Origin of the sequence: Limnohabitans sp. YIMB22184 (assembly GCF_048020265.1) — a bacterium.
GTDB lineage: Bacteria > Pseudomonadota > Gammaproteobacteria > Burkholderiales > Burkholderiaceae_C > Limnohabitans_A.
This window is the reverse complement of sequence record NZ_CP171843.1, coordinates 1,302,719-1,324,706: the sequence shown is the minus strand read 5'-3', so window position 1 is coordinate 1,324,706 and position 21,988 is coordinate 1,302,719. Positions and strand designations below refer to the sequence as shown.

The following is a 21,988-nucleotide window of genomic DNA, read 5'->3' as shown; positions in this document are numbered from 1 at the left end:
TCCTGAGGCAATGGGAGAGGTTTACAGCTGCCTGGGAGCCATCACTTGACTGCCTTGAGAAGCCGAAGCCCATTGAAAACCACCAACAAGCTTGCGCCCATGTCGGCAAAGACCGCCATCCACATAGACGCGTCATCAAAGATGGCCATGAGCAGGAATACCGCCTTGATGCCCAGAGCCAGGGTGATGTTCTGCCACAAAATGACATGGGTACGTTTGGAGAGGCGAATCGTCTCGGGCAAGCGGCGCAGGTCGTCGTTCATGACGACGACGTCGGCCGCTTCCATGGCCGTGTGAGTGCCCGCAGCGCCCATCGCAAAGCCAATGTTCGCCTTTGCAAGTGCCGGGGCATCATTGATGCCGTCACCGGTCATGGCCGTCACACCGTATCTTCCTTGGAACTCTTCAATCGCCTTGAGCTTGTCCTCGGGCAGCAGGTTGCCTCGGATTTCTGAAATGCCTGCCAAGTGTCCTACGGTGCGCGCCGTGGCGGCGTTATCACCGGTCAACATGATGGGAACGACCCCCAGCGCCTTCATTTCGGAAATGGCCTCGATCGATGACGGTTTGATCGTGTCCGCTACAGCGAAGAGCGCGATCACCTGGTCCCGATTGGCCAAAATGGTCACAGTTCGTCCTGCCTCCTCATGAACTGCGAGGCGTGCTTCCAATGTCGCAGAACACTGGCCGCGCTCTTCGATCCAGCGGTGATTGGCCAGGATGTAGGGGTGACCATCGATCACCCCCTGGACGCCACGACCTGCGACAGCTTCAAATGCTTCGACTTCTTGGGCTTGTACCGCTAGGCCTTGGGCAATCGCTTTTGAGACGGGGTGGTCTGAACGCGCAGCCAGGCTCTTTGCGAGCAGTTCTGCCCCTTGCTCAGGCTCGTCGGGTGCGATGGGTTCGAACGCCACCAATTTGGGCTTTCCTTCGGTGATGGTGCCGGTTTTATCCAAAGCGACGGCTTTGATCTTTCGGGCTTCCTCCAGGTAAACGCCTCCCTTGATCAAGATACCCCGCCGTGCCCCTGCGGCCAGACCACTCACCACCGTGACGGGTGTGGAGATGACCAAGGCGCAAGGGCATGCAATCACAAGCAGGACCAGAGCCTTGTAGACCGCTTCGAGCCACGTGATCCCGGCCACCCAGGGCATCAGGACGGCAACCAGCACCGCAAGGGCAAAGACCGCAGGTGTGTAGACGGCGGCGAACTGGTCAACAAAACGCTGCGTCGGTGCGCGAGAGGCCTGCGCTTCCTCGACGGCTTTGATGATCCGGCTGAGCGTGCTGTCTGAGGCGGGCGATGTGACCCGGACTTCCAAAGCAGAGGCCTGGTTGATGGTTCCGGCAAACACCTCATCACCAGGTCCTTTGTCCACGGGCAGGCTCTCGCCTGTCAAAGGCGATTGATCCACCGCGCTCTGACCCGCCAGCACGGTGCCATCAAGCGGAACACGCTCACCCGGAGAGATACGTACCACCGAGTTCAATGCAACAGACTTGACGTCAATCCGAAGCCAGCCGCCGTCCTCCTGGCTTACCTCGGCTTGCTCTGGTGATAAGGCAAGAAGGCTTTTGATGGCACCTCGAGCGCGGTCGACCGCCCGCGCTTCGATGGCCTCTGCAATGGCATAGAGCGCCATCACCATGGCGGCCTCAGGCCACTGGCCGATCAAGAAGGCGCCTGTGACGGCTACTGCCATGAGGGCGTTGATGTTCAATCGTCCTTGCCGCAGCGCAGCCAGGCCTTTTCCGTAGACGCCGAAGCCTGAAAGGAAGATGGCACCCAAAGCGATGGCCATGCCCAGGGCTTTGATCCAGGTCGTCGCAGGGAAGGCGTACGCGATCGCCTCTGCTGCCAATGCCAAGCCGAGCGCCGCCAGAAGCTTTCCCCACATGTCCCAAAACGTCGCAGACGCATTAGTTGTACCGGAAGGTTTTTTGTCGGCTTCGTCGATGGGCTCAGGCTTAAACCCTGCCTTTCGAATCGCCTGTAGTGCGTTTGGCAATGCAGCTTGGCTCGCAGAAATGGTCAGTACGCGTGCCCCCAGATCGAATCGCAAGGCTTCAATTTCCGGGATGCCATCCACAGCGCGCCGGATCTCGGACTCCTCTGAGGCGCAGTCCATGTTGGAGATACGGAACCTTTTCTGTGACTGGTCTGTGTTCATATGCGCCACGTCCTGCTCAGATTGCACCAAGGGTACGCAGGAAGCGGCTGAACATCCGTTCTCAGTCGGGCGGACCTGTGGCTTTGCGCCTTCGCAAGATGTACTTGTACTCATGATTTCTTCCTCGTTACAGCGATTAGAAACCCTGTAGCCACTTTAGAGTCAAGCGCCTAAAATATGGTCAACCGCTGATGGAGGACACCATGAGGATTGGAGAGCTCGCCAAGGCCACCGATACACAGGTGGAGACGATTCGCTACTACGAGCGTGAGGCCTTGTTGCCACAGCCGGGGCGAACAGAAGGCAACTACCGCGTCTATGGACCGGAGCACGTTGAACGACTTTCGTTCATTCGGTACTGCCGAAGCTTGGACATGGCCCTGGATGAGATTCGAGCGCTGTTGCGCATGAAAGATTCCCCCCCACAGGACTGTTCTGACATCAACGCCTTGGTTGATGAGCACATCAAGCATGTGGCGGTTCGAATCAGAGAGCTGAAGGTCTTGCAAAGGCAACTTGTTGAGTTGCGAACCGGTTGTGCCGGAAACGGCGCTGTCAGTGAGTGCGGTGTACTTTCCGGAATTGCTCAGGCCTCTAAGGAAGTGGGGCCGGTGGGCAAGCGAGGCGCGCGCCATGTGCATGGGGCGCACTGATTTGCGTCAAAGGGGTACGAGTCCCTTTGAGCGCCCGTAAACACTGTTCCGAGATCCGCAAGCAAGGCGCTTTTTTCAAAGCATTCTCCAAATTGAGGATCTGTTCCTAGCGCGGTTGAAAGGCAATGATGCTCATACCCAGCAGGGCCACGGCAACACCCGCGACATCCCAATTCGATGGTCGGATGCCGTCGACGGCCCATAGCCAAAGAATAGCTGCAAAGATGTAGACACCCCCGTAAGCAGCGTAGACGCGTCCGGTGGCAGCTTCGTGCAGTGTCAGTAGCCACGCGAAGGCCGCCAGACTGACTCCGGCGGGTATCAGCAACCATGGAGATCCGTTTTGCTTGAGCCAGAGCCAGGGCAGGTAGCACCCCACGATTTCAGCGATTGCGGTTGCGAAATAGAGCGTGATGGTCTTCATTTGATCTCCTGTGCCTGATTTTCCATACAAGTTCATACCCCAGTTGAGCTTCAAGTGTTGGGGCGCGCATCTCTCATAAGGTCTGTCACCTCAGCCTCTTGTGTGATGCGGAAATAACCCAACACGGTGGAGACGCTGTGGTGCCCCGTCATGGCCATGGTCTGAGCGAGGGGAACGTTTTGCAAGCCTGCCTCTGTCACGAACCCTGAGCGCAGGGAGTGGGCGGCATAGTTGCCGTCAATGCCTGCCAACAAGCATCGCTTTTTAACGATATCTTTGACAGCGGCAGGGGAGAGCGCTTCACCGATGTGACCGCCTTTGCGCACTCTTCGGAAAATCGCCCCGCTGGTGATGTGGCTGACGGTGAGCCATGCCGAGAGGGCTTGCGCTGCGAGGCCAAAAATGGGTTTGTGGTTTTCAGCGCGTTCTGCGCCGGCTTGGTTCGTTTTGGAGAACGCCAAGTTGTAGAGATAGGCATCGGGGCCGGTGCGTTTTAAAAACTGCATGTCTGCGCTGGCCACCTCGGATCTCCTGCGCCCGCCACTGGACCAGGCGAACAAGATCAGTGCTCTATCGCGGATGCCGATGACTGAGTCATCGCACGTTTGCAAGATGGCTTGAAGAGGCTCTTTGGTGAGGGCGTCTTTTTTGCGGGGGAGGGCACCCCGCTTGGCGTAGGCCTTGCGGGTGCGGGAGAGAAGCTCGCGCACTTTGGGGTCGTGGCAAGGGTTTTTGAACTCGCCAATTTGGTGGGCTTTGGACAGGACCGCAATTCGGTGAATCAGGGTGTTGTGTGCGAGTGCGCCGAGTTTGCCTTTGAAGCCGGATTTCACCAGGGCTTGATCGATCTCGATGGGCAGCTCGTGCGCCAGGCCTTTGTCGGTGGTTCGATCCGCGTGGTCGACGACAAACTGGAGCACACAGGCGGTGGGCACGGGCAGCTGTATTTGTCGGCCGTAGCGTGCACCAAACCATGCGGCCCAGTAGCGCAAGGCGCTGCGGTAGCTAATGAGGGTGTTTTTTGATTCACCTTCGCGCAGCAGATCTTCGACGGCGCGTTGGGTGACTTCGCTCAGAGCCTCTGGCTCCAGGGCGGGTGTATTTTTGAGCGCGGGCAGGCGCAAGTTCATGGGCGGCTTATTTCTTTGAAGAAATCTTACATAGCATGTAAGATTATTTATCTTTTTATCCTTTAAATCACGATAAATATCTCTTATCGTCGGTAAATTTACAGCAAGGAGCAGGGCGATGCAAGTTAAAAGTCCAAGGGGTGTTCAGCAAACCGATGTCAACGGCGCAGCCGACGAATTGCTCAGTGAGCAACTCAAACCGACCATTGAACGTGTTCGCATGAAATTGGGCCGTGGATCGCCCAACACCGTGGGCCCGATGCTGGAGGTCTGGTTTTCTTCATTGGGAGAGCGTTTGAGAGGACCAACGGGTGAATCCGATAAAACAAGCGAATTGCCAGCTACTGTGCAAGTAGCCATGAAAACCCTCTGGAAAAGTGCTTTGCAGGAGGCTCACAGTACTTTTGAAGTATCAAAAGCAGATTTCGCGAACACAGCAAGTCAGCAAGAACAGCAAATGACGACGGTGCTTGCTGAAATTGAAGCTGAGCGTGGAGCGTTCACGCAGAAGGCATCAGAATTAAAGCAAGCCCTTGATGCGCTTGAACTGAAGCATGCCGAAACACAAGGTCAAGCGCATAAGCTTCAAATGCTTGTGAACAAGAAGGATGAGGAACTCACATCATCGCGTCTGGCGCTTCAACAGCAAGTTGCCGAAGGCAATGAGGAGCGTCGCCGTCACGATGCGCAACTGCGGTCTCACAGCGCTGAAATCCAAGCGCTTCAGGCACAGTTTGTGTCTTCAGAACGAAGACTGATGGCGGAGATTGATCGCGAGCGCCAACAAGTAAAAAAATTACAGGCAGAGGTGGAGATTGAGAAAAAGAAGCAGATACGACATCAAAGTGAGGCTCTGGAAGTGGCAGGAAATTTGACCAAGCAACTGCACGAGCTGAGGATGCAAAACACGCAGCTATCAGAGCGCGCATCAGGTTATCTTGCACGCATCAACGACATGCAACCCAAAAAACTCAAATCTGCAGCAAAGAACAAAGCCGTACGAAGCGTAATCGGATAGAAGTTACGCACATCAACGTTTTGGTCTTGCCAAATCACCAGTCCTTGATAGCGTTAACTTTACTTGGAATATGTGAGTAGCTATAACTTTACTTGGAAAGTAGCGTCAACTTTACTTGTGTGACCGAGCAAAGCCCGCTGCATCCGTCAACCCTGCTGACTGATAATTACATACGATGTATATTATGTAAAGTTGTATCGGTGAAACAAGTTGATGAAATTGAGAAAAATTAAAGCAATACCCCCATCGATGCGTGGCAAAATCTCGCCGTTCTATTCACCTGGAGAAAATCTTGAACAAAGCAGAACTGATCGAAGCCTTGGCCAAAGAAACTGACATGTCCAAAGCCGCTGCCGGCCGTGCCGTGAGCGCTTTGGTTGAAATCATCACCAAGACCGTTGCCAAAAAACAAGATGTGCAATTGATTGGTTTTGGTACCTTCAAAGCAGCCAAACGCGCTGCACGGGTTGGCAAGAACCCACGCACAGGTGAGAAGCTGAAGATCGCAGCGGCGACTGTTCCCCGCTTCACTGCAGGTGCCGCTTTCAAAGCCGCCGTGAACAAGAAGAAGTAATTTCCATTTGCTTCCACCGAAAGGCAGCCATGGTGAATAACCTGGCTGCCTTTTTTCATGGGGATAAACAAGGCTTAGAGATTACTGAGTTTGTGTGTGTTGCCACACAGTCAACCGCAGCGCCTGCTGCTAATTTGACCAGACCCATTGTTTAGCCAAGGTCAAGGAAAGCGCCCTATGAACTCAACCCGATGCATCGGCATTGCATTGTTGGCCATGACAACCACGCTCTGGCTGCCACAAACGGCACAAGCAGAAAAACCTGATGGCGATTCGCCTCGAAAAGCACAGCGCCAAGGCAAGCCCGGCCAAGATCAACATCAGCAACCGATGAAAAGGCGAGACTCGGATCCAGCAGGCCTGCACCGGTCACAAGCGCAGCCTTCACCACACATGTCTGCGCCCTCTTCTGCTGGAGCAATTACCATCGGCACCTATTTCCAGCCGCACCATCTGGAAGCGGCCCGCAGCTACTACGGTCGACAGGAAAACACCGGATTTTGTCCACCGGGCCTGGCCAAAAAAGGCAATGGCTGCTTGCCACCGGGCCAAGCTAAAAAGTGGCGCAAAGGCGCACCACTGCCCACGGGTGTTGTTTATTACGATGTGCCTCGATCCGTGGTGGTGAGCTTGGGGCCGCCGCCTGCAGGCTACAAATATGTGCGTGTCGCTTCGGATATTTTGTTGATCGCGATGGGCACCAGCATGGTCATCGATGCGATGGAAGATCTGGTTCGCTGAACCTGAATGGCTCTGTGTGTGACGTTCGCACTTTGAGGTGGTCTTCAGGCATCTCTCTGAAGTGTCAACCGCCCAAGCCAAAGTGACCGACAATCAAGCTCTTTGATTCTCGGTTGGCAGCGGTTTTTATGGCGATTCAATGGTTTCCCGGACACATGCACCTCACGCGCAAAGCGATTGGGGAGCGCATCAAAGAAATTGACGTCGTCATCGAAATGCTCGATGCGCGGCTTCCCGGCTCGAGTTCCAACCCCATGTTGGCCGAGCTGATCAAGGGCAAGCCCGCTCTCAAAATTTTGAGCAAACAGGATTTGGCAGATCCAGCCCGAACCGTCCAATGGCTGTCCTATTACAACGCCCTGCCCGGCGTGCGGGCCATTGGGCTGGACACGAGCATGAGCTCACCGGCCAAAGCGCTGATCGACGCCTGCCAGCAGCTGGCCCCACACCGTGGTGGCATGGTCAAACCCATGCGCGTGCTGATCTGCGGCATCCCCAACGTAGGTAAATCCACGCTGATCAACACCCTCAAAGGCAAACGCGCAGCCAAAACAGGTGACGAAGCCGGCGTCACCAAGCAAGAGATGCGCATCGCGCTGGCCGACGATTTTTATCTGTACGACACACCCGGCGTGCTGTGGCCACGCATCATCGTCGAGCAAAGCGGTTACAACCTCGCAGCCAGCGGAGCGATTGGCGTGAACGCTTTTGATGAAGAAGTGGTCGCACTGGAATTGCTCAACTACCTGATCTCACACTATCCGCAGGCACTGACGGACCGCTACAAAATCACCGATGTGGCCAGCCACACCGACGAAACCCTGCTCGAAGCCGTTGGCCGAGTGCGCGGCGCCATGCAAAGTGGCGGACGGGTCAACACCACCAAGGCCGCACACATCGTGATCCATGACTTTCGCTCGGCCGCACTGGGCCGCATCACGCTGGAAACACCCGAACAATTCGCCCAATGGTTGGCCGAAGGGAAAAAAGCCGATGCTGAACGCGCTGTGCGCAAACAGGCGAGCGACAAGACCAAGAAGACTTCACGAAAAACGGCGGGCTGATCACATGAGCCCTCGTCATACCACCCCTGACAAAGACGCCATTGCCCTCCTCCCGCTTTTTGAGCGACTTGGACTGGACCGAATCACCCTGGTCAGCAGCGGCGCACAAGCGGAGCAAGCCCATGCACAGCTGCTTCAGGCCGGCGCATGGGGTTTTGACACCGAGTCCAAACCCACGTTCAAAGTCGGTGAAGCCTCGGATGGCCCCCACATCCTGCAACTCGCCACTGCAGAGCGAGCCTGGGTGTTTCAGTTGCACGATCCACAATGCCGAAGCGTGGCTGCCAAACTGTTGGCGCAACCGGGGATCGTCAAAGCTGGTTTTGGTTTGGGCGATGACCGAAAACGCATCATCCAGAAACTGGGCATTGAGCCCCAAGGCATTCTGGAACTCAACACCATCTTCCACCAGCGCGGCTACCGCAAAGACATGGGGGTCAAGGGCGCGGTGGCGGTGTTGTTCAATCAGCGCTTCATGAAATCCAAAAAGGCTGCCACCAGCAATTGGGCCAATGAACGGTTGAGCGAATCGCAACTGGTCTATGCCGCCAACGACGCGTATGCCGCCCTTCGGGTGTGGCAAGCGCTGGGCATAGGCTGAGCCCTTTTGAAATGAAGCCCTAAAATTCTCGCCGACTTCCTGATCGTCATTGATACCGACCGATTGCCGAACTTTCCCCATGTCTGACCCCACGGGCCACTGCGCCACCTCCAACACTGAAAGCACCCGCTCGGTGCTGAGCTTTGCCAATGCCCTGTGGCGGGTGCGCAGACCCAAGCCTTTTGTGTTGGTCATTGAAGGCGAAGTGGGCCAAGAAGCCGCCCTGCCCAGCGACTACCTGCACAACAAACTCCTCTTACCCGAATGGCGTGAAGCCTTCTACCAATTGGTCGATGCCACCGGATTGGTTGTTTGCCTGAATGTTCACAGCCAGCACCCCTCCTACCGCGATGTGCGCGGGCGGTCCAGCAAGGGGCGCCTGAGCCAAGGTGAGTACTACCACCACGACGGCTGCACCGGCCCAGTGAAGCCACGCTTTGTGGAAATTCGCTGCCCCATCCAGCCGCAAACACGCGGCGTGGCCACCGCCGTGGCACCGCACCGCGATGTGGTCAAAGCCATGGTGCAGGTGCTGCCCGCCGAGTTGGCCGCCACGTCGGCGCTGGCCACACAGGACATGCGTCCCGAAGCCTTGGACCAAATGGACGACGCCGCGCTCGACCACTTGCAAGGTCTCATCACGCGCACCGTGCGCAAAAAGCTCAATGCCGAAGGCGCACGCAGCTACTTCCGCCGGGTGGATGCCGCGGCCAACGCCTACTTTGAACCCTGGGCCTTGGGCGAAAGCCGCTTCATTGCCAACGCCAACAATGGCGTGACCATGCAACACCGCCGCGCCTACCAAGCCCCCCACACCGGCGGCGTGGCCAATGGCCACTTGGTCAAGCGCTGGACGAATGAAGAGCTGCTGCTACCCGGTCAGCTGGTCGACCAAGCCCTGATTGCGGCGCTGTGCTGCGAAGAAGGTGATGACACTGAACGCGCAGAGGGGTGTTACCTGGGAGCGCATTGATAGGCAGTGATGACCAGCGGACCGCAGAAAGCAAGAAGCCCGGACAGTTTCCCGTCCGGGCTTCTTCATTTTGAAGCTCGAAGCGTTTACTTCTTGCTGGGCGGCACGTCCGTACAGGAACCGTGCGCCACTTCTGCCGCCATACCGATGCTTTCGCCCAGCGTGGGGTGGGGGTGGATGGTTTTGCCGATGTCCACGGCGTCTGCGCCCATTTCGATGGCCAGAGCGATCTCACCAATCATGTCGCCCGCGTGCGTGCCCACCATGCCGCCGCCGAGAATCTTGCCATGGCCGTGGGCCTCGGGGGAATCGTCAAACAGCAGCTTGGTCACGCCTTCGTCGCGGCCGTTGGCAATGGCGCGGCCCGAGGCAGCCCATGGGAACAAGCCCTTTTTCACCTTGATGCCTTGCGCTTTGGCTTGGTCTTCCGTCAGGCCCACCCAGGCCACTTCGGGGTCGGTGTAGGCGACGCTGGGGATGACGCGTGCGTTGAACGCCGCGGCAGCCAGCTCTTTGTTGCCTTGCAGTTCGCCCGCAATCACTTCAGCCGCCACGTGGGCTTCGTGCACCGCCTTGTGCGCCAACATGGGCTGGCCCACGATGTCGCCGATGGCGAAGATGTGCGGCACGTTGGTGCGCATCTGAATGTCGACGTTGATGAAGCCGCGATCGGTCACCGCCACACCGGCTTTTTCAGCCGCAATCTTCTTGCCATTGGGCGTACGGCCCACGGCTTGCAGCACCAGGTCGTACACCTGCGGCGCGGGGGCTGTGCCGCCCTCTTCTGCCGGTGCAAACGTGACTTCAATGCCTTCGGGCAAGGCGCGTGCGGACACGGTCTTGGTTTTGAGCATGATGTTGTCAAAGCGCTTGGCGTTCATCTTTTGCCAGATCTTGACCAGGTCGCGGTCCGCACCTTGCATGAGGCCGTCCATCATTTCCACCACGTCCAGGCGTGCGCCCAGCGTGCTGTAGACGGTGCCCATTTCCAGGCCGATGATGCCGCCGCCCAAGATGAGCATGCGCTTGGGCACTTCTTTGAGTTCCAAAGCGCCGGTGCTGTCGACCACGCGCGGGTCGTTGGGCATAAAAGGCAAACGCACGGCTTGCGAACCGGCCGCGATGATGGCGCGTTTGAACGCGATCACTTTTTTGCTGCCGGTTTTTTCTTGACCAGTCCCAGTCGTTTCTTCCACTTCGAGGTGGTTCGCGCCTACAAACTGTCCCAAGCCGCGCACGGTGGTGACCTTGCGCATCTTGGCCATGGCCGCCAAGCCGCCTGTGAGTTTGCCAATGACTTTTTCCTTGTGGCCGCGCAGCTTGTCGATGTTGACGGCAGGCTTGCCGAAGTCCACACCGAGGTCGGCCATGTGGCTGACTTCGTCCATCACCGCTGCGACGTGCAGCAAGGCTTTGGATGGGATGCAACCCACGTTGAGGCACACGCCGCCCAGGGTGGCGTAGCGCTCGACGATGACAACCTTGAGGCCCAGATCGGCTGCACGGAATGCTGCCGAGTAACCACCAGGGCCACCGCCCAACACGAGCACATCGCACTCGAGGTCGGCAGAGCCGCCGAAGCTGGAGGCCACGGGGGCTGGTGAAGCAGACGCAGCCGTCGGAGCCACAGGTGCAGCAGCCGGGGCCGCTGGTGCAGACGCGGTAGCCGGGGCCGCCGCAGCGCCCTCCGCTTCGAGCACCAGCACCACAGAGCCTTGCTTGACCTTGTCGCCGAGCTGAACCTTGAGTTCCTTCACAACGCCAGCGTGTGAGGACGGGATTTCCATCGAGGCCTTGTCGGACTCCACGGTTATGAGCGATTGCTCGGCCTTGACGTTGTCGCCGGGTTTGACCAGCAACTCGATCACGGCCACTTGGTCGAAGTCGCCGATGTCGGGGACTTGAATATTAATCAGTGCCATGGTCAGTCCTTACAGCAACACGCGACGGAAATCGCTGAGGATTTGACCCAGGAACGCGTTGAAGCGTGCCGCTGCAGCGCCGTCGATGACGCGGTGGTCCCATGTCAAGGACAGGGGCAACATCAGTCGCGGCACAAACTGCTTGCCGTCCCAGACAGGTTCCATGGTGCTCTTGCACACACCGAGGATGGCCACTTCGGGCGCGTTGATGATGGGCGTGAAGTACTTGCCGCCGATGCCGCCGAGACTGGAGATGGTGAAGGTCGCACCCGACATGTCGGCGGGGCCGAGCTTGCCGTCGCGGGCTTTTTTGGCCAGCTCACCCATTTCCTGGCTGATCTGCAGGACGCCTTTTTTGTCGGCGTCCTTGATCACGGGCACCACCAGGCCGTTGGGCGTGTCGGCGGCAAAACCGATGTGGTAGTACTGCTTGTAGATCAGCGCGTCGCCGTCCAGCGAGCTGTTGAACTCAGGAAACTTCTTGAGCGCGGCCACGCAGGCCTTGATCAGGAAGGCCAGCATAGTGACCTTGATGCCGCTCTTCTCGTTTTCCTTGTTGGTCGAGACGCGGAAGGCTTCAAGGTCGGTGATGTCGGCATCGTCGTGGTTGGTGACAGCTGGGATCATCACGGCGTTGCGCAAGAGGTTGGCACCGCTGATCTTCTTGATGCGCGACATTTCCTTGCGCTCGATCGGGCCGAACTTGGCAAAGTCGACCTTGGGCCAGGGGATCAGACCGAGCTCGGAACCACCGCCTGCGGGCGCTTTAGCAGCCTGCGCCTTGGTCTGTGCAGCGCCCGACATGACCGCCTTGGTGAAGGCTTGCACATCGCTCTCGGTGATGCGGCCTTTGAGGCCTGTGCCTTTGACTTCTTCCAGCGGCACGCCCAGTTCACGTGCGAACTTGCGCACCGATGGCGAGGCGTGAGGCAAGCCCAATGTGGTGCCGCCCGGGGCGTGGGCAGGTGCGGCCACCGCAGCGGCAGCGGCAGCCACGGGAGTTTGCGCAGCAGCCGGGGCCGAAGCCACGGCCACAGGAGCCGCAGCAGCAGCGACCACGGGGGCCACAGAGGCAGTGCCTTCCAAAATAGCCAGCAAGTCACCAATGTTGACGGTGTCGCCCACTTTGACTTTGAGCTCTTTGAGAACGCCCGCGGCCGAGGATGGGATTTCCATCGAGGCTTTGTCGGACTCCACGGTGATCAGCGACTGCTCGACCTTGATGGTGTCGCCAGGCTTGACCATGACTTCGATGACGGCCACGTCCTTGAAGTCACCGATGTCAGGCACACGCACTTCAACGGGACCGGATGCAGCAGGCGCGGCAGCAGGTGCAGCAACCACGGGCGCTGCGGCGGGTGCGGGTGCAGCCACTGCGGCAGCAGGCGCAGCAGCCGGTGCCGCGGCGGCACCAGCGGCCTCCACCACCAACACGACCGAGCCTTGTTTGACCTTGTCGCCCAGCGCCACGCGCATTTCCTTCACGACGCCTGCTGTGCTCGACGGGATCTCCATCGAGGCTTTGTCGGATTCGACCGTGATCAGCGATTGCTCGGCTTTGACGGTATCGCCCACTTTGACCATCAACTCAATGACGGTCACTTCATCAAAATCCCCGATGTCCGGGACTTGTACTTCTACCAATGCCATGTTTGTCTCCGGTTTTTAAGCGTACAGGGGGTTGATCTTGTCGGTCTTGATGCCGTACTTCTGGATGGCCTCGGCCACCTGAGCAACCGGCACCTTGCCCTCTTCGCTCAGCGCCTTGAGGGCGGCGACCACGATGTAGTGGCGGTTGACCTCAAAGTGCTCGCGCAGCTTGCTGCGGAAGTCGGAGCGGCCAAAACCGTCGGTGCCCAGCACTTTGTAGGTGCGGTCCTTTGGAATGAAAGGACGGATCTGCTCGGCATAGGCCTTCATGTAGTCGGTCGATGCGACCACGGGGCCACTGTGCTTGGCCAGTTGCTGACTGACAAACGGCACGCGAGGTGTTTCCAGCGGGTGCAGCAAGTTGTAACGCTCGGCGTCCTGACCGTTGCGGGTCAGCTCGTTGAAGCTTGGGCAGCTCCAAACGTCGGCCTGAATGCCCCAGTCGGTGGCCAGCAGGGTTTGGGCTGCAATCGATTCGCGCAGGATGGTGCCCGAACCCAACAGTTGCACGCGTTTCTCACCAGCTGCACCGGGCTTGCACAAATACATGCCCTTGATGATTTGATCTTCGGTGCCGGGCGTGAGGCCAGGCATCGCGTAGTTTTCGTTCAGCAAGGTGATGTAATAAAAGACGTTGTCTTGCTTCTCCACCATGCGCTTCAAACCGTGGTGCAGGATGACGCCGACTTCGTGGGCGAAGGTGGGGTCATACGAGACGCAGTTGGGGATGGTGTTGGCCATGATGTGGCTGTGACCGTCTTCGTGCTGAAGGCCCTCGCCGTTGAGCGTGGTGCGGCCCGATGTGCCGCCGAGCAAGAAACCGCGTGCTTGCATATCGCCCGCCGCCCAGGCCAGGTCGCCAATGCGCTGGAAGCCGAACATCGAGTAATAAACGTAGAACGGCACCATGATGCGGTTGCTGGTGCTGTAGCTGGTGGCCGCCGCGATCCAGCTGGACATGCCGCCGGCTTCGTTGATGCCTTCTTGCAGGATCTGACCGGCCACATCTTCCTTGTAGTACATGACCTGGTCTTTGTCGACCGGGGTGTACTGCTGGCCAGCCGGGTTGTAAATACCGATCTGGCGGAACAGGCCCTCCATGCCGAAGGTGCGGGCTTCGTCCACCAAGATAGGGACAACGCGTGGGCCCAGGGCTTGGTCGCGCAGCAGTTGGGTCAAAAAGCGCACATACGCTTGGGTGGTGGAGATTTCACGGCCTTCGGCGGTGGGCTCCATCACGGCTTTGAAGGTCTCGAGCGAAGGCACGGTGAAGCTCTCGTCGGCCTTGGCACGGCGCTTGGGCAGGTAGCCACCCAGGGCTTGGCGGCGCTCGTGCAGGTAGCGCATCTCGGGCGTATCGTCAGCGGGTTTGTAAAACGGGATCTTGGGCAGCTCGCTGTCCGGGATCGGGATGTTGAAGCGATCGCGCATGTACTTGATGTCATCGTCCGTCAACTTCTTGGTCTGGTGAACGGTGTTCTTGCCCTCGCCCGCCTTGCCCATGCCAAAGCCTTTGACAGTCTTGATCAGCAGCACTGTGGGCTGGCCCTTGGTGTTGACGGCCTTGTGGTAGGCGGCGTAGACCTTCTGTGGGTCGTGACCACCGCGCTTGAGGTTCCAGATGTCGTTGTCCGACAGGTGCGCCACCATCTCGAGTGTGCGCGGGTCGCGGCCAAAGAAATGCTTGCGCACATACGCGCCATCGTTGGCTTTGAAGGCCTGGTAGTCACCGTCCAGGGTGTCCATCATCAGCTTGCGCAGCGCGCCGTCCTTGTCGCGGGCCAGCAGGCTGTCCCACTCGCTGCCCCACAGCAGCTTGATGACGTTCCAGCCCGAGCCGCGGAATTCGCCTTCGAGTTCTTGCACGATCTTGCCGTTGCCGCGCACCGGGCCATCGAGGCGCTGCAAGTTGCAGTTGACGACAAAAATCAGGTTGTCCAGATTCTCGCGCGCGGCCAGGCCAATCGCGCCCAGCGACTCGACCTCGTCCATCTCGCCGTCGCCGCAGAACACCCAAACCTTGCGGTTTTCGGTATTGGCAATGCCTCGGGCGTGCAAGTATTTCAAAAAGCGCGCCTGGTAGATGGCCATCAAGGGACCCAGGCCCATGGACACCGTGGGGAACTGCCAGAACTCAGGCATGAGTTTGGGGTGAGGGTAGCTAGATAGGCCTTTGCCGTCCACTTCCTGGCGGAAGTTGAGCAATTGCTCCTCGGTCAGGCGGCCTTCGAGGTACGCGCGTGCGTACACGCCGGGCGACACGTGGCCCTGGATGTAGAGGCAATCACCGCCGTGGTTTTCGCTTTCGGCGTGCCAGAAATGGTTGAAGCCGGCACCAAACATGTGGGCCAGCGAGGCGAACGAACCGATGTGACCACCCAGGTCACCACCGTCTTCAGGGTTGTGGCGGTTGGCCTTGACGACCATGGCCATGGCGTTCCAGCGCATGTAGGCGCGCAGGCGCTCTTCGATTTCGATGTTGCCGGGGCAGCGGGCCTCTTCGTTGGGCTCGATGCTGTTCACATAACCGGTGGTGGCCGAAAACGGCAAATCAATGCTGTGCTGGCGGGCTTCTTCGAGCAACTCTTCGAGCAAGTAATGCGCACGCTCGGGGCCAGCTTTTTCAATCACGGCGGACAGTGCGTCCATCCATTCACGGGTCTCCTGTGCGTCCAGGTCACGGCCCGGTTGTTGTGGTGTAGCCGCTGTCATGCGTGTCTCCTGTTGCTGTTGTGAACAAATGATGCCTGAATTCTCACATATTTTTTTCGTTATTTCAAATTGTGCTTTAGTGTTTTACATCGTGAAATTTGATACCTTTTTTTACGGACTGCCAAGCGGATCACAAGGGCATGACAGAGGGCTTGTCCCCTAAACTCAGGGGATGGAATTGAACAAAGCAGCATCGGTCGTGACCCAGGTTGGACCGTGGGCTTGGTGGCGCTCGTGGTGGCATCGCCAATCTCCCAACAGACAGGACCGTTATGCCAACTTGGCCCCCGTGGTGGCTGTGGTGCTTTTTTTGGCCGCCATTGCCAGCGCATTCTGGTACTTGCGGGTCGAAGAGATCGAGCGGGAGCAAGAAGCCATCAAACGGGATGTGGAATACGCTCAACAGCGCCTGCGTCTGCGTTTGCTGGAGCGGCAAGAACAGGTCATGCGCCTGGCACGCGATGTCTCCAACAAGGAGATCCGCACCGATCAGTTTTTGTCCCGTGCTGAAGCCCTGGTGCAGCAATATCCGGAGTTTTTGTCGCTGACCTGGATCGACGACCGACGACGCATCATCGCCAACCAGAGCGTTTCCAGCATATCGCCCAGCCAGCACATGCGGGCTGGCACGGTGCTCAAAGTGGGTGAAACAGAAAGTCACTTCAGCCTGGCCCGCGACTTGATGCAGCCCATCTACGGCCAGATCAACACCGATGTGGACAAGGACGCCCAACTCGCTGTGTTGCAGTTGCACACCCCCCTGAGCAACGACCAAGGCCGCTTCAGCGGGGTGATTCTGGCGGAATACACCATGGAAGGGCTGCTGCGCTACGGTATCCCGACTGAGGTGCTGGCCAAATACGCCGTGGCACTGCAAGACGGCAAAGGCCAATTGCTGGCCGGACAAACCATTCCGGGCCGCATTGCCCTGTGGCGCTTGCTGCCCGGCAGTGACAAACCCAACAACGATTACGAAGTGCCCGTCTCGCCCGTCGGCAACGACCTGATTTTGCGGGCCCAAGCCTGGCGCACTTCTCAGGGCCTGGTGGGTGGCGGCTTGTTTTGGTTGGTGAGTGTGTTGAGTGTCATGACGGCCTGGATGCTGATCGGCAACTGGCGGCATACCCGCAGGCGCATACAGGCCCAAAAAGCCCTGGTGGCCGAAACCAACTTCCGCCGCGCCATGGAAAACTCCATGCTGACGGGCATGCGAGCCCTGGACTTGCGCGGGCGCATCACCTACGTCAATCCCGCTTTTTGCCAGATGACAGGCTGGAGCGAATCCGATTTGGTCGGTGCAGTGGCCCCCTTCCCCTACTGGCCCGACCAGGACCGTGAACTGCTGATGAAACGCCTGGAGGAAGAAATAAGCGGGCAACACTCTGCAGGTGGTTTTCAGGTGCGGGTCAAGCGCAAAAACGGCCAACTTTTCGATGCACGCATGTATGTGTCGCCGCTGATCGATGCGACCGGCAAGCAAACCGGCTGGATGACCTCGATGACCGACATCACCGAACCCAATCGGATTCGGGAGCAACTGGCCAGTTCGCATGAACGCTTCACCATCGTGCTGGAGGCGCTGGACGCCTCGGTTTCGGTGGCCCCTTTGGGCAGCGAAGAGCTGCTGTTTGCCAACAAGTTGTACCGGCTCTGGTTTGGTCAGAACACCGTGGGGCACCTGCGACTGGTGCAACAAGCGGGCGCGACCGACAGCAATGACCGGGCTGAAGAGAACGACGATGTGGACGAAATGGCGGGTCTGCCCACGGAAAGCCTGACCGTCGCCAAATCCGAAAACTCCGAAATCTTCGTGTCGGAGTTGGGCAAATGGCTGGAAGTGCGCTCGCGCTACATCAACTGGGCCGACGGGCGACTGGCGCAAATGGTGATTGCCAGCGACATCACCCCGCGCCGTCAGGCCGAAGAGCTGGCGGCCCAGCAAGCTGAACGCGCCCAGAACGCCAGTCGCTTGATCACCATGGGCGAAATGGCCTCCAGCGTGGCGCACGAGCTGAACCAGCCGCTCACAGCCATCAGCAATTACTGCAGCGGCATGATTTCGCGCATCAAGTCACAACAGGTCAAGGAAGAAGACCTGCTGTCTGCGCTGGACAAAACCGCCCGCCAGGCTCAGCGTGCCGGTCAGATCATTTTGCGCATCCGTAGCTTCGTCAAGCGAAGCGAGCCCAACCGCACTTTGTCGGATGTGTCGGCCATGGTCAGCGAAGCGCTGGAGCTGGCCGAAATCGAGATGCGCCGCCGCAACGTGCGCCTGACCCACCATGTCGCAGCGCGACTGCCGCAGCTCATGGTGGACCCGATCCTGATCGAGCAGGTGCTGATCAACCTGATGAAGAACGCGGCTGAGTCGATTGATAACGCCGACCGCCCCACCGGTCAGCGCCAAGTAGAACTGCGCATCGTGCCTAAGCTGGTGGACGGCCAGCCCGTGGTCGAGTTTTCCGTGACCGACACAGGCCAAGGTTTGCCCCCGGAGGACTCTGAAAGGGTGTACGAGGCCTTTTTCTCGACCAAGGTCGAAGGCATGGGCATTGGCCTGAATTTATGCCGCAGCATCATCGAATCCCACCAAGGCAGGATCGTTTCGGAGAACCTCTACAATGCCGGCGAGGTGACTGGTTGCAGGTTCTCCTTCTGGATTCCGGTCGAAGCTGCTTTGACCACATAACAACCCACGGGGTAAATGAATGAGCTTGATTCCCAAAAAAGGCACTGTGTACGTTGTGGACGATGACGAAGCGGTGCGCGATTCCTTGCAGTGGTTGCTCGAAGGCAAGGATTATCGGGTGCGTTGTTTTGACAGTGCCGAGTCCTTCATCAGCCGCTACGACCCCCGTGAGGTCGCCTGCCTGATCGCCGACATCCGCATGGGTGGCATGACCGGTCTGGAGTTGCAAGACCGCCTCATCGAGCGCAAATCGCCCCTGCCCATCGTGTTCATCACTGGTCATGGAGACGTGCCCATGGCCGTGAACACCATGAAAAAAGGCGCGATGGATTTCATCCAGAAACCGTTCAAAGAAGAAGAATTGTTGGGTCTGGTCGAACGCATGCTCGACGAAGCCCGCGACGCGTTTGCCGGCTACCAGCAAGCGGCCAGCCGCGACGCCCTGCTCTCCAAACTCACAGGCCGCGAAGCCCAGGTGCTGGAGCGCATCGTGGCCGGTCGCCTGAACAAGCAGATCGCCGATGACCTGGGCATCAGCATCAAGACCGTGGAAGCGCACCGTGCCAACATCATGGAAAAGCTCAACGCCAACACCGTGGCCGATCTGCTCAAGATCGCGCTGGGGCAAAACGCACCCAAAGCCTGATCCGCACCCACAAGCTCCAAACGCCCGCATCTGTCGGGCGTTTTGCATTTTTCTCTGACCTTTTCGAATTTCAACCATGACCGCCCAAATCATTGATGGCACCCAACTCTCCAAACAACTGCGCACCGAAGTCGCCAGCCGCGCCCAGGCCCTCAAGGCCAAAGGCATCACCCCGGGTCTGGCCGTGGTGTTGGTGGGTGACAACCCGGCCAGCCAGGTGTATGTGCGCAACAAGGTCAAGGCCTGCGAAGACAGCGGCCTGCACTCTGTGCTCGAAAAATACGACGCCAACATGACCGAGGCCGCCCTGCTGGCTCGCGTGGAAGCGCTCAACCAAGACCCCAGCATCCACGGCATCCTGGTGCAGCTGCCCTTGCCCGCCCACATCGACGCACAAAAAGTGATCGAAGCCATCAGCCCGGCCAAGGACGTCGACGGTTTTCACATCGCCAGCGCCGGCGCGCTCATGACCGGTATGCCCGGTTTCTGGCCTTGCACGCCCTACGGCTGCATGAAGATGCTCGAGAGCATCGGCTACGACCTGCGCGGCAAACACGCGGTGGTGATCGGTCGCAGCAACATTGTGGGCAAGCCCATGGCGCTGATGCTGCTGCAAAAAGACGCCACCGTGACAGTGGCGCACTCGCGCACCCAAAACCTCAAAGCCCTGACCTTGCAAGCCGACGTGATCGTGGCCGCCGTGGGCAAGCGCAACGTGGTCACGGCCGACATGGTCAAACCCGGTGCAGTGGTGCTGGATGTGGGCATGAACCGCAACGACGAAGGCAAGCTGTGCGGTGATGTGGACTTTGACGGCGTGAAACAAGTCGCAGGCTACATCACCCCCGTGCCCGGTGGCGTTGGCCCCATGACGATCACCATGCTGCTGGTCAATACCCTTGAAGCCGCCGAACGCGCCTCCAAGTGATACAAAGTACCGACTGAACCCCTATTTGGAAATCCATGACCAACCCCTTGCTCGACACCTCTGGCCTGCCCTTGTTTGACCGCATTGCCCCCGAGCATGTGGCCCCGGCCATGGACGAACTGCTGGCTGCGGCCGAACAAGCCCTGGAGAAAGTCACCGCTGCAGACTTTCCAGCCGACTGGAAAGCCATCGCCCAAACCCTCGACGTGGCCACCGAGCGCTTGGGGCTGGCCTGGGGCGCGGTCTCACACCTCAACAGCGTTGCCGACACGCCCGAGCTACGCGCCGCCTACAACGCCGCCCTGCCCCGCGTGACCGAATTCTGGACACGCCTGGGCAGCGACGAGCGCCTGTACGCCAAATACAAGGCGATTGACGCGACCCGCCTCAACACCGAGCAACAACAAGCCCACAAAAACGCCCTGCGCGCCTTTGTGCTGGGCGGTGCCGAACTGCAAGGGGCGGCCAAAGAACGCTACGCCGCCATCCAGGAACGGCTGGCCGAGATCACACAAAAGTTCAGCGAAAACACACTCGACGCGACCGACAACTTTGCGCTGTACGTGAGCGAAGACCAGCTCCAAGGTGTGCCTGCCGATGTGGTGCAAGCCACCCGGGAGGCCGCCCAAAAAGAAGGCAAAGAGGGCCACCGCCTGAGCCTGAAAATGCCGGTGTATTTGCCCGTGATGCAGTTCGCCGACAGCGCCGCATTGCGCGAGCAGCTCTACAAAGCCTATGTGACCCGTGCCTCGGACCAGGCCCCCGAAGACGCGAAACACTTCGACAACACGCCCTTGATGCAGGAAATCCTGGCGTTGCGCCAGGAGGAAGCGCGCCTCTTGGGTTTTGACAACTACGCCCAAGTGTCGGTGGTGCCCAAGATGGCCGAATCCCCCGAAAAAGTCACCGCCTTCTTGCGAGACCTGGCGGCCAAAGCCCGCCCATTTGCCGAAAAAGACCTGGCCGACTTGCGCGAATTCGCAACCAACGCGCTGGGCATCACCGGCCCGCTGAACGCCTGGGACGTGCCCTACTTGAGCGAAAAACTCAAGGAAGCCCGCTACAGCTTCAGCGAGCAAGAAGTCAAGCAGTACTTCACAGCCCCCAAAGTGCTGGCCGGCTTGTTCAAGATCATCGAAACCTTGTTTGAAGTCAGCATCCGCCCCGACCAGGCCCCTGTTTGGCACCCGGCGGTGGCGTTCTACCGCATCGAGCGCGACGGCCAACTGGTCGGCCAGTTCTACCTGGACCCACCTGCACGCGCTGGCAAGCGCGGCGGCGCGTGGATGGACGACGTGCGCGGCCGCTGGCAGCGTCCCGACACGGGTGTGCTGCAAACGCCTGTGGCGCACCTGGTGTGCAACTTTGCCGAGGGCGTGAATGGCCAGCCGCCGTTGCTCACGCACGACGACGTGATCACCCTCTTCCACGAGTTTGGCCACGGTTTGCACCACATGCTCACCCAAGTCAACGAACGCGATGTCTCGGGCATCAGCGGCGTCGAGTGGGACGCGGTGGAATTACCCAGCCAGTTCATGGAAAACTTCTGCTGGGAATGGTCGGTACTGCGCCACATGACCGCCCATGTGGAGACCGGTGAGCCCTTGCCGCGTGCGCTGTTCGACAAAATGCTGGCCGCGAAAAACTTCCAAAGCGGCCTGCAGACCCTGCGCCAAATCGAGTTTTCGTTGTTCGACATGCTGGTGCATGCCGAGCACGACCCGGCGCAAGACTTCATGCCGCTGTTACAACAAGTGCGCGACGAAGTGGCTGTGCTGCACCCGCCCGCCTTCAACCGCATGGCCCACACCTTCAGCCACATCTTTGCTGGTGGCTACGCTGCGGGCTATTACAGCTACAAATGGGCCGAGGTGCTGAGCGCCGATGCTTATGCCGCGTTTGAAGAAACCGCCGCTGCCGACGGCACGCCCAGTGTGGAAACCGGTCGCCTGTACCGCCAAACCATTCTGGAGGCAGGTGGCAGCCGCCCTGCGCTGGAATCGTTCAAGGCCTTCCGGGGCCGCGAACCCAGCCTGGACGCCTTGCTGCGCCACCAAGGCATGGTCGCCGCCTGAGTCCAACGCCGCGC

General features: G+C 58.9%; 17 protein-coding genes. 11 read left to right on the top strand and 6 right to left on the bottom strand.

What is annotated here, in order from left to right:
- Positions 1-41 precede the first annotated feature (41 nt).
- Positions 42-2,288 (bottom strand): heavy metal translocating P-type ATPase, encoded by a 2,247-nt coding sequence (locus ACHEXL_RS06295; RefSeq protein WP_416561128.1) that lies wholly within the window; start codon positions 2,286-2,288, stop codon positions 42-44.
- 89 nt (positions 2,289-2,377) lie between these two features.
- On the opposite strand from ACHEXL_RS06295, the gene cadR reads away from it, so the two are divergent.
- Positions 2,378-2,827 carry a Cd(II)/Pb(II)-responsive transcriptional regulator gene (gene cadR / locus ACHEXL_RS06290; protein ID WP_100119145.1) on the top strand — a complete coding sequence of 150 codons (450 nt, stop codon included), beginning with the start codon at positions 2,378-2,380 and terminating at the stop codon, positions 2,825-2,827.
- 106 nt (positions 2,828-2,933) lie between these two features.
- Here the strand turns inward: cadR and ACHEXL_RS06285 are convergent, their stop codons facing one another.
- The gene (locus tag ACHEXL_RS06285; RefSeq protein ID WP_053176984.1) at positions 2,934-3,251 is read right to left on the bottom strand and encodes a YnfA family protein; all 318 of its coding nucleotides are present in this window, start codon (positions 3,249-3,251) and stop codon (positions 2,934-2,936) included.
- 50 nt (positions 3,252-3,301) lie between these two features.
- Complete coding sequence (locus ACHEXL_RS06280) at positions 3,302-4,375, bottom strand: site-specific integrase (protein ID WP_416561320.1); 1,074 nt, start codon at positions 4,373-4,375, stop codon at positions 3,302-3,304.
- A gap of 124 nt (positions 4,376-4,499) precedes the next feature.
- Here ACHEXL_RS06280 and ACHEXL_RS06275 point away from each other — a divergent pair, with 124 nt between their 5' ends.
- The 6 genes from ACHEXL_RS06275 (at position 4,500) to ACHEXL_RS06250 (ending at position 9,352) form a co-directional block, all read left to right on the top strand.
- A complete protein-coding gene (locus ACHEXL_RS06275; protein WP_416561127.1) occupies positions 4,500-5,399 on the top strand; it encodes a DNA-binding protein in 900 nt (299 codons plus the stop codon).
- A gap of 292 nt (positions 5,400-5,691) precedes the next feature.
- Positions 5,692-5,973: an HU family DNA-binding protein gene (locus ACHEXL_RS06270; RefSeq protein ID WP_090047922.1), complete on the top strand. Its 282-nt coding sequence runs from the start codon at positions 5,692-5,694 to the stop codon at positions 5,971-5,973.
- A 393-nt stretch (positions 5,974-6,366) separates the two neighbouring features.
- Positions 6,367-6,714 (top strand): hypothetical protein, encoded by a 348-nt coding sequence (locus ACHEXL_RS06265; RefSeq protein ID WP_416561126.1) that lies wholly within the window; start codon positions 6,367-6,369, stop codon positions 6,712-6,714.
- A 128-nt stretch (positions 6,715-6,842) separates the two neighbouring features.
- Positions 6,843-7,778 (top strand): ribosome biogenesis GTPase YlqF, encoded by a 936-nt coding sequence (gene ylqF, locus ACHEXL_RS06260; protein ID WP_416561125.1) that lies wholly within the window; start codon positions 6,843-6,845, stop codon positions 7,776-7,778.
- A gap of 4 nt (positions 7,779-7,782) precedes the next feature.
- Entirely contained in the window at positions 7,783-8,379 is a 597-nt protein-coding gene (locus tag ACHEXL_RS06255) for a 3'-5' exonuclease (RefSeq protein ID WP_416561124.1), read from the top strand.
- A gap of 79 nt (positions 8,380-8,458) precedes the next feature.
- A complete protein-coding gene (locus ACHEXL_RS06250; protein WP_416561123.1) occupies positions 8,459-9,352 on the top strand; it encodes a hypothetical protein in 894 nt (297 codons plus the stop codon).
- An 86-nt stretch (positions 9,353-9,438) separates the two neighbouring features.
- Here ACHEXL_RS06250 and lpdA read toward each other — a convergent pair whose 3' ends face one another.
- From lpdA to aceE, 3 genes are read right to left on the bottom strand one after another with little or no spacing between them, the layout of a single operon-like run.
- Positions 9,439-11,274, bottom strand: coding sequence for a dihydrolipoyl dehydrogenase (gene lpdA, locus ACHEXL_RS06245; protein WP_416561122.1), 1,836 nt, complete (start codon positions 11,272-11,274; stop codon positions 9,439-9,441).
- A gap of 9 nt (positions 11,275-11,283) precedes the next feature.
- Positions 11,284-12,924 carry a dihydrolipoyllysine-residue acetyltransferase gene (gene aceF, locus ACHEXL_RS06240; RefSeq protein WP_416561121.1) on the bottom strand — a complete coding sequence of 547 codons (1,641 nt, stop codon included), beginning with the start codon at positions 12,922-12,924 and terminating at the stop codon, positions 11,284-11,286.
- 15 nt (positions 12,925-12,939) lie between these two features.
- Positions 12,940-15,636 carry a pyruvate dehydrogenase (acetyl-transferring), homodimeric type gene (aceE, locus tag ACHEXL_RS06235; RefSeq protein WP_416561120.1) on the bottom strand — a complete coding sequence of 899 codons (2,697 nt, stop codon included), beginning with the start codon at positions 15,634-15,636 and terminating at the stop codon, positions 12,940-12,942.
- 172 nt (positions 15,637-15,808) lie between these two features.
- Between aceE and ACHEXL_RS06230 the strand changes: the two genes are divergently transcribed.
- From ACHEXL_RS06230 to ACHEXL_RS06215, 4 genes are all read left to right on the top strand, one after another.
- On the top strand, positions 15,809-18,325 hold the full coding sequence (locus ACHEXL_RS06230) for a PAS domain-containing sensor histidine kinase (RefSeq protein WP_416561119.1): 2,517 nt from the start codon (positions 15,809-15,811) through the stop codon (positions 18,323-18,325).
- A 19-nt stretch (positions 18,326-18,344) separates the two neighbouring features.
- Entirely contained in the window at positions 18,345-18,971 is a 627-nt protein-coding gene (locus tag ACHEXL_RS06225; protein WP_291926830.1) for a response regulator transcription factor, read from the top strand.
- Between the two features lie 76 nt (positions 18,972-19,047).
- Positions 19,048-19,899, top strand: coding sequence for a bifunctional methylenetetrahydrofolate dehydrogenase/methenyltetrahydrofolate cyclohydrolase FolD (gene folD, locus ACHEXL_RS06220; RefSeq protein WP_416561118.1), 852 nt, complete (start codon positions 19,048-19,050; stop codon positions 19,897-19,899).
- A 35-nt stretch (positions 19,900-19,934) separates the two neighbouring features.
- Positions 19,935-21,974, top strand: coding sequence for a M3 family metallopeptidase (locus ACHEXL_RS06215; protein ID WP_416561117.1), 2,040 nt, complete (start codon positions 19,935-19,937; stop codon positions 21,972-21,974).
- Positions 21,975-21,988: the final 14 nt, after the last annotated feature.